This window comes from Spirulina sp. CS-785/01 (assembly GCF_028330525.1).
In the GTDB taxonomy this organism is placed as follows: domain Bacteria; phylum Cyanobacteriota; class Cyanobacteriia; order Cyanobacteriales; family Spirulinaceae; genus JAQMSD01.
The window spans coordinates 1-8560 of record NZ_JAQMSD010000006.1; the positions used below are offsets into that span (position 1 = coordinate 1).

At 46.5% G+C, this 8560-nt stretch carries 10 protein-coding genes and 1 pseudogene; 6 read left to right on the forward strand and 5 right to left on the reverse strand.

Annotated elements, in window-relative coordinates; translation table 11 throughout:
- Positions 1–142: 142 nt before the first annotated feature.
- Complete coding sequence (locus tag PN462_RS00230) at positions 143–1063, reverse strand: serine hydrolase (protein ID WP_272125793.1); 921 nt, start codon at positions 1061–1063, stop codon at positions 143–145.
- Positions 1064–1151: 88 nt separating this feature from the next.
- On the opposite strand from PN462_RS00230, the gene PN462_RS00235 reads away from it, so the two are divergent.
- Positions 1152–1862, forward strand: coding sequence for a C40 family peptidase (locus PN462_RS00235; protein ID WP_272125794.1), 711 nt, complete (start codon positions 1152–1154; stop codon positions 1860–1862).
- Here PN462_RS00235 and PN462_RS00240 read toward each other — a convergent pair.
- Entirely contained in the window at positions 1859–3079 is a 1221-nt protein-coding gene (locus PN462_RS00240) for a response regulator (RefSeq protein WP_272125795.1), read from the reverse strand. The two genes, PN462_RS00235 and PN462_RS00240, sit on opposite strands and share 4 nt — an antisense overlap.
- A 267-nt stretch (positions 3080–3346) precedes the next feature.
- Complete coding sequence (locus PN462_RS00245) at positions 3347–3742, reverse strand: hypothetical protein (protein ID WP_272125796.1); 396 nt, start codon at positions 3740–3742, stop codon at positions 3347–3349.
- Between the two features lie 163 nt (positions 3743–3905).
- On the opposite strand from PN462_RS00245, the gene PN462_RS00250 reads away from it, so the two are divergent.
- From PN462_RS00250 to PN462_RS00270, 5 genes are all read left to right on the forward strand, one after another.
- Positions 3906–4328 carry a BlaI/MecI/CopY family transcriptional regulator gene (locus PN462_RS00250; protein WP_272125797.1) on the forward strand — a complete coding sequence of 141 codons (423 nt, stop codon included), beginning with the start codon at positions 3906–3908 and terminating at the stop codon, positions 4326–4328.
- A complete protein-coding gene (locus PN462_RS00255; RefSeq protein ID WP_272125798.1) occupies positions 4328–5170 on the forward strand; it encodes a M56 family metallopeptidase in 843 nt (280 codons plus the stop codon). The genes PN462_RS00250 and PN462_RS00255 overlap by 1 nt, the downstream gene beginning before the upstream one ends.
- Positions 5171–5207: 37 nt before the next feature.
- A complete protein-coding gene (locus PN462_RS00260) occupies positions 5208–6059 on the forward strand; it encodes a pentapeptide repeat-containing protein (protein ID WP_272125799.1) in 852 nt (283 codons plus the stop codon).
- A 263-nt stretch (positions 6060–6322) separates the two neighbouring features.
- A complete protein-coding gene (locus PN462_RS00265; RefSeq protein ID WP_272125801.1) occupies positions 6323–6745 on the forward strand; it encodes a hypothetical protein in 423 nt (140 codons plus the stop codon).
- 14 nt (positions 6746–6759) lie between these two features.
- Positions 6760–7368 carry a glutathione S-transferase family protein gene (locus tag PN462_RS00270; protein WP_272125802.1) on the forward strand — a complete coding sequence of 203 codons (609 nt, stop codon included), beginning with the start codon at positions 6760–6762 and terminating at the stop codon, positions 7366–7368.
- Between the two features lie 27 nt (positions 7369–7395).
- On the opposite strand, the pseudogene PN462_RS23310 reads toward PN462_RS00270, so the two are convergent.
- Both PN462_RS23310 and PN462_RS00285 read right to left on the reverse strand, forming a co-directional pair.
- Positions 7396–8230: pseudogene (locus PN462_RS23310) on the reverse strand (multicopper oxidase family protein).
- A gap of 34 nt (positions 8231–8264) precedes the next feature.
- Positions 8265–8560, reverse strand: a 296-nt coding sequence (locus tag PN462_RS00285) for a hypothetical protein (RefSeq protein WP_272125806.1), incomplete at its 5' end; no start/stop codon positions are given.

The window sequence follows — 8560 nt, forward strand, 5'->3', positions numbered from 1 at the left end:
TTCCGCCCCCTTACAGCTAATCCGGTCTAGAGAAACGACCAGTAGTGTTAATCCGCAATACCCCTGGAGAGCTATTCGCAGCTACGGGAAGGTTATCTCTCCCCACTCCCTCACCTCACGAAGTAGGTGGGGGTCATTGAACTTATTGGCTTGAGGGGCTTACTTCTGGCATGGCTTGTAAGATGGACTGGGCGAGAAAGGGTAAAAGGTCTTGATTTTGCGGGGGGTCTTGGCTTTGGGTGACGAGGATTAATAAATAAGGGGATAATTGGGGAATTTCGATATAAGCGGCTTCGTGGTAGCCGATGGGGGTTTGGCCGGTTTTGGACCAGAGTTGGCTTTGGGGGGGGAGTGTGGAGGCAATATAACTGTGGGAGGTGGGGAGGTGACGGTGGAGGAGGTGCATCATAGCTTGCGATCGCGCTCTAGAAACCGCCACCCCACCGATGATACTGTGAAACAATCGAGCAATCCCATGGGCGGTCAAACGATTACAATTCTCTAACATTGGCCCCACAAAATCTCTCTCCCGTCCGTAATATCCTTCACTCCAAGTTTTTTGATTAATATTTGTGCCTTTTAATTCCTCCCACCCCAAGGACTGATAATAACGGTTAACGATATTCCGTTGATATTGCCATGTGGAGAAGGGTTCAGGGGCGAGTTGTGGGCCGCTGGTGGTCCCGCTTAAAATATCGACGATGAGGCTGGTTGCGTCGTGACTAGAATGGGTGGTCATATTCCGCAATGCCCGATCAATTTCAGGGGAGTTATTGATCATGTTGGTTTCGAGCCAATCTTGCAGCGCGACAAGATAAAATAATTGCACTAATTCCCCCGGTTCAAAGGTTTCTACCCCTCGATAACTAAATCCCCGGACGGGATATTGCCAAAATTCTTCGGCGGCAATGGCCCCTCCGGTATTAACAATGACGGGACTGTCGTACACTATCCAAGTGAGGGCAATTTGATTAGGGGCAAGTTGCGGGAATTGATTCCAAGTTTTGCCTAAAATTGCTGCACCGAGGGCTTCAAGTTGTTCGTTGGGTTGGAAAAAAGGCATTTTCAATTAACAATAAACAATTATCAATTAACCATTATCAATTGGGGAAAGGCCAACCACAAAGACACAAAGGACACTAAGAGAGAGGATGACTCAGCAGCAAGAATTAATTACTCAGAATCAATACTATTATTGTCAGCGTACTCTTGATTTGTATAATTCTCCGCAATGTCAGGGGTTGGCGACTCAGGCGGCGCAAGGGCGATGTTTGCGGGTGGAGGCGGTGTTGGCGGAGGCGGTTGCGGTGCAACTGTGTGAGGATGATTATCGGGCTTGGTTGCCTCGTGGGCAAGTTTCCCAGTTGCAAGCAACGTCTCAGCCCTATCAACCGATTTGGGTGTCTCGTGAGGAGATTATCTCACGGATTCCTGAGATTATTGCTTTTATGAAGGCGGCGATGGCTCAACCCCATTATTACCATTGGGGAGGGACGGTTGCCCCCAATTATGATTGTTCTGGGTTGATGCAAGCGGCGTTTTCGGCTTCTGGGGTTTGGTTGCCGAGGGATTCTTATCAGCAAGCGGCGTTTACGGAAACGATTTCTCCCGACGCTATGGAGGCGGGGGATTTAATTTTCTTTCAGGAGAAGTCTCGCGTCGATCATGTGGCGTTGTATCTCGGTGATGGACAATATATCCATAGTTCTGGACAACGCAAAGGACGCAATGGGATTGGAATTGATCGGTTTTCTCCTCATGGGGGGGAAATTGCGCAGAATTATTATCCTTTGTTTCATAGTGCGGGACGAGTCACCCATAGTTATTATCCAGGACGCGATCGCATTCTTCAAGATCGTTAAACCTTCTGTGCTGCTTTCGCTTTCAGATGTCTTTCGACGGTATTCATTACTTTTTCTGTTTCGACGGGTTTTGAGAGAAAATCCGTTGCTCCCACGACTTTGGCCCGCACTCGGTCCACTAACCCATCATTACTGGTGAGAATGACGACGGGAGTGTCTTTAAATTGGGAGACGCGGCGAATTTGGGAACAAATTTCATACCCATTGGCAATGGGCATCATTAAATCCAGAAAAATGATATCTGGATTATATTTAATGACCGTGGGAAGGGCTTGAATGGCTTCTTGAACCGCGATGAGTTGATACCCTGTATCCGCAAAGGTATCTTCGAGGGTTTGGCAGATTTGGGGACTATCATCTACGCAAACAATAACTCCTTGTTGGGCAGCAGGAGTGGCTTTTTTGGGGGCGGGTTTGGCCGGATTTTTCTGGACTACTGTTTCGAGGGGGTTGGGGAGATCGGGGATTTCTCCTAGTCTCACTAAATCATGTTGAATATAGGGGGAGAGCGATCGCGTTAAAGCCAATAAATCTTTTTTCAGTAAGGTGGCTAAATCCCGTAAACTCCGCTTACTTTTGAGAATTCCTACTAACTGTTTATAAACCTGCGCTGAGGTTTTTTCTTTCAGTTGTTCAGGTTTTTGTAACACGGGAGCTAAATTAGGGGAATATTTCGCTAAACCCGCTTTTGCCCATTTCGCCCATTGTTTCTCGGCTTGCCCTAAACTGGATTTAATATCTAATGTCCAGTCTCTGGGTAAAATTCCTGTCTCGCTATGGGTGGGACGAACTCCCAATTGAGGGGTGATGCTCCAAGGTTGATCTTGTGTCTTTTTGCCTTGACGACTCTTGGCTAAGTGAATGGCTTGTAAAATTTCCCATAACACTTCATGAACAACACCCTCTAAAATTTCTAGTTGTTGTTCTTTGGTAATCTTCTGTCGCTGTAATAATAAAGTGAGCAATTGGTAATCCCAACATTCAAAGCGATCGCTCTGTCGCAATTGTAAGGCTTGGGGACTGAGAGTAATCCCAACATTGGTGAGTTGTCTTCGCCACCGACGCACCGGATGTATCCCCCCTGCGGCCCACGCAATTTGTCCCAAGGACAGATACAAACTCCATTTTTTCCCCCCACTCACTTCAATATCTAAACGTCCTGTAAATTGCCGCGTTTGATAAACCGTCAGTTGAGAAAGTAAAGAAGATTTGGACATAGTTCGGCTTGGGGAATGCACACGCGCCCCTTGTGTGAGCGCCCCTTGTGTGAGCGATCGCTTAGTTTTTTGTAATGTACTACTCACCAGTTTTTAAATGTAAATTAACGTCTTTTTAACAAAAACTTTTCTAAGACTTAGTATTCTATTTTACTGTAAAAATATATAAAACCACACTAAGCAAAATAAATTTATGTTAAGAAATATAAATTATTAAAATAAAAAAATCCTATCAACCTAAATGAGAAGGCTTTGGCAACTGCAAAATCACTCAAATCCTAAAAAAGAAGCAGAAATAGGATAGTAGGTACTCCAAAGATTCACGTCCGGTTGTCGTTGCCATTGAGGACGACTCACTTCTAAGCGTAAAATAGGGGCAATAATGCCATTATTTTTCCCCATGACATTGACTTGTACCCGTGTAATGACAATATCACTGTCAAATTGCCGTTGAACTGCCGCACGGGCGACTATTTGCGCTCTTTGAACAAGGGTTTTATAGGACTCATCCCCCCGTCGGTAAAGTTGAATAGATTGTCGTGCCGTATTCGCTGATACAGACGGAGGTGCGACCATCTGAATAGTGAAGGGAGTCACCAACACAGCTATCCCCAAAACTCCCCCTAGTCCGCGACCCCAAATTTGGCTAAACTGTTGTTTCATAACCCTTTCCCCAATTACTATCCTTATACTTTTTGTATCATAGATCAATCACCAATCCCCCCTTACCCCTTGCTGACAAGTTAATGTGAGACATTTGTTAAGAGAGATGGGGGAGAACCCATTACCGATTACCGATTACCCATTACCCATTACCAAAAATAAAATGTCACCACTGCCCGATTATCGTCCTAAAAAACTATCCTTGGGTCCCCTCGAACAGGAGATTTTAGAAATTCTCTGGCAATTAGAGGGGGCGACTGTGAAACAAATTCACGAGACAATATTAGCTGACCCAGATCGAGAATTAGCTTATAGTTCTGTTACCACAGTCTTAAACCGTTTAGAGAAAAAAGGTTGGGTGACAAGTTGTAAGCAAGGCCGGGCGTTTTATTGGAGTCCTATTGTCTCCCGTCAGGAAGCGAAGGTATTACAGTCTTATCAACACTTCAACCAGTTTCTGGCCAGTAGTAATCCGGATATTGTAGCGGCCTTTGCCGATCATCTCGATGCGGCCAGTGTAGAACAAATTGAAGCGATCGCAACCCGATTACAAGCCCTCCGTCAAGCTAGGGAGGAAAAGCAGTAATGCACAGTATTCTCATTATAATCACCCTCTTAGTCGCTTGGGGGATACGCTATACATGGCAACCCCAGACAGGCCCTTGGAGACAACGGTGGCAAAGGGCCGTCGTGAGTTTTTTATTCCCCCCCTTGTTATTATTGGGAACAGCCATAGCCATTCTCTGCATGGGTCCCAACGGACAAATGATCGGCATCCCCACCGAAGGATTTAGTTATTGGGGAATGATGGGCTATTTACTCTTTGCCCTCAGTTTAAGCATAAAACGCCTATGGGTCGCCAGACAAACCCAACACCAACTCCGCACCTCCCCCGAAATTGAACTCCCCGACACCCCGGCCCGGTTACTCACCACAGATACCCCCTACAGTGCGCAAATCGGGCTTTGGCAACCTACCCTAGTCATTAGTCAAGGACTCCTCAACACCCTCGATACAGCCCATTTAAACGCCGTTCTCCGCCACGAACAAGCCCATAGTTATTATCATGACACCTTTTGGTTTTTCCTCTGGGGTGGCTTACGGGCCATTACCCCTTGGTTGCCCAAAACCGAGGCACTCTGGGAAGAATTACTCCTCTTACGGGAATTGCGGGCGGATGCCTTTGCCAAACAACAGACCGATCCCTTATTGTTGGCTGAGTCTCTATTACTCGTTATTAGTGCGCCCTCTTTTCAGGGAGAAACCACTGTGGCCGCCTTAAATGACGCTCAAACTTGCGATCGCTTGCAAGAACGCATTGAAGCCCTATTAAGCGAAGAAACCCCCGAAATTGCCCCCCAGTACAGACAATGGAGTTGGTTATTACTCACCTTATTACCCATGATTGCCGTTCCGTTCCATAATTAAAGTAGGGGAGCATCGGCATACTCTCTCAAAATGCCCAATGAAGCGCGAACAACTGATCCAAACCTATCAAGCAGGAGAACGAGATTTTTCTCAACTCACCTTACCCCACACAAATCTCGATCAGCTTACCCTGAGTGGGGCAGACTTCACCGAAGCCAATTTCTATCAAGTGTCCTTACGCGGGGCCGAATTACCCCAAGTCTCTCTCTGTGGGGCAAACTTGGAAGGGTCTGATCTTGAATCCGCCAATCTCAGTCGCGCTGATTTGAGTATGGCAGAATTGAGTCAGGCTAATTTGAGTTATGCCATCCTCAATTTAACCAGTTTAACCGGGGCAAATTTAACCGAAGCCTACTGTTTAATGACTCAGTTTATCGGCACCGAGTTATTAGGGGCTAATTTAACCGCCAGCATTCTAATTGGAGCCCATTTCATGGGGGCAAAATTAGTGGCATCCGATTTAACCGATGCGAATTTTGGCAAAGCCTATTTATACGAAGTCGATTTAAGTGAAACCAACCCCGAAAAAGCCAATTTTAAAGGGGCATTGTATGACCGTAAAACCGAATTCCCGCCCCATTTTAATCCCCTCGAAGCCGGGGCTTGTTTAATTGCTCCCCAAGCCAATTTAGCCGCAAAAGAGTTAAGTGGAATTCATTTACCCAATGTGAATTTACAAGAGGCTAATTTATCCCATGCTGATCTACGCAAATCCAATTTAACTTGGGCGAATTTAAGTTATGCTAATTTAAGTCACGCTGATCTCCGATGGGCTAATCTCAGTGGGGCTAATTTAAAGGGGGCAAATTTAGCTGGAGTTGTGTTAGAAAATACCAATTTAAGTGGCACAGTAATGCCCGATGGATCAGCCCATCAAGCCGGAGAATAGATACTTGAGTAAAACTTCAATACTCCTGAAAACTAAGCCCAAAAACCGTTCGTAATAAACCTTTCAAGGCTTACCATAATCCGGAAAATTTAATAACTAAATTTTTAATAATTTATGTGATAACTTAACCGTTTTTAACGAGTTTAAGCTATTAGCCTTGGGGTTAAACCAAGGCACATTAAGAAAGAATCCCGCATTTTCAGGAATTTCTCAGTCAAGTCCGGCATAGTGACCCCATAGCATTGAATAGAGCATACACTCTTATGGAAACACTCGGAACGCATACCCAAAAACGTCTTAGCTTCTCTCTCCTCCTTCTGAGAATTGGCGTATTTATCGTAATGTTGATGTGGACCCTAGATAAATTTATCCGTCCTGAACACGCGGCAGCAGTGTATAAAAACTTTTATCTGATCAGTGGTTTTGGCAATAGTCTCTTTTATATCATTGGTGCAGTCCAACTACTAATTATTCTGGGGTTTGTCGCAGGATTCCGCAAAAAATATACTTATGGTCTCGTGTTGATCATGCACACCATTTCCACCGTCTCCTCCTTCAAACAATACTTTGCCCCCTTCAAAGATGCCAATTTGCTCTTTTTTGCAGCAATTCCCATGCTGGCCGCTTGTTTCGCACTCTTTTATCTGCGAGATTGGGATACATTATGGGCAATCGATCAACATTGAAGATAGGAGTGAATATGATTGACCTCTATACCTATAGAACCCCCAACGGTCGCAAACCGTCTATCTTTCTCGAAGAAGTGGGACTCCCCTACACCCTGAAAAAAGTGGACTTAAAGACTGGGGAACAGTTTCACCAAGATTTTGTGGCCATTAACCCCAATAGCAAAATCCCGGCCATTGTGGATCACGATACCGGAATCACAGTCTTTGAGTCTGGGGCCATTCTCGTCTATCTGGGGGAAAAAACAGGTCAATTTCTCCCCACCTCCCTCGCAGAACGCGCTAACGTGATGCAATGGCTAATGTTCCAAATGGGCAATATTGGCCCCATGTTCGGTCAACTGGGGCATTTCCGCCATTCGGCCCCAGAAAATATCCCCTACGGAATAGAACGCTATGAAAAAGAGTCTCTCCGTTTATGTAAGGTGATGGACCAACAGTTGGCCTCTAGGGATTTTTTAGCGGGGGATTATTCTATTGCTGATATAGCAACTTATCCTTGGGTGGCCATTTATGAACATCTCCAATTGTCCATTGATGACTGTCCCCATTTATTACGGTGGCTGAACCGTTTACAAGAACGGCCTGCGGTTTACAAAGGGATGAATATTTTAAAAGATTAATCGTTTAGCCGTTCCGTTGTCCGTCCATTAACTGTTAATGATTAAATTCCCCATCATGCCTAAATCTTCGTGGTCTAAAATATGGCAGTGATACACTGTTTTTCCGGCAAAGTCTCGGAAGGGGATGCGCACCCGTACCCGTTCCCCGGCGGGGACTAATACCGTGTCTTTCCAAGCGCGGTTGGGTTCGGGTTGGCCATTGCGACTGATGACTTCAAAGGGGTTGATGTGGACATGAAAGGGATGATCCATTACCCCTGTGTTGGTGATTTCCCAATCTTCGACGGTGTTTAAAGAAGAGGACGCAGAAGGCTTCTTGGGCGGCTTGAATTTCGGGGATTTGGTCAAGTTCTCCTCAGACGATGAATAATCCGGCTAACCCGGCAAAGATTTGATCAGCAACATAACCATGACGGTGGGGGTGATACCAAAATGTGCCGCTTGGATGGTTTTCGGGGAGGGTGAATTCGTAGGTGAAGCTGTCTTGGGGGGAAATGTCGAGAAAGATGTTATCTGCTGTTCCGGTGGGGGGGATGTGCAGGCCGTGATAGTGGAGGTTGGTGGGTTGGGGGAGTTGGTTGGAGAAGTGAATGCGAATGGTGTCGCCAGGTTTGGCTTCGAGACGAGGCCCGGGGAGTTGTTGGTTATAGGCAAAGGGGGAGGCGGGTTGGTTGGCGAGGTTGAGGGTGGGGTTGCTGGCGGTGAGATTGACTTCGAGGAGTCCTTCTTGGCTTTGATAAAGGGGGGGAAGGGGTTGGGGGTTTTGGGTGCGGCCTTGACGGTTTCCGCATTGGGCAAGGAAGGTGGCCCCGGTTGTGCCTGCGGTGAGGGAGAGGAATTTGCGACGGTTGACGTGGTACATAAAAGAAAGGGTGAGAGTTGAACTTTCTTTTAGCTTAAAGTCTCCTGTCGGCTAGATGGTCAAGGGGGATGGGGGAGATAGGGGGGATAGAGGGGATAGGGGGGATGGGGGAGATAGGGGAGATAGGGGGGATGGGGGGATAGAGATGATAGGGGGATAGGAGAGCATTGAAAGGAGAACAGTTTAAACCTCCCTCTCCTCCATCTTCCCCATCTCCTCCATCTTCCCCATCTTCCCCAACTCCCCCATCTTCCCCATCTTCCCCAACTCCCCCATCTTCCCCAACTCCCCCAACTCCTCCATCTTCCTCAACTCCCCCAACTCCCCCAA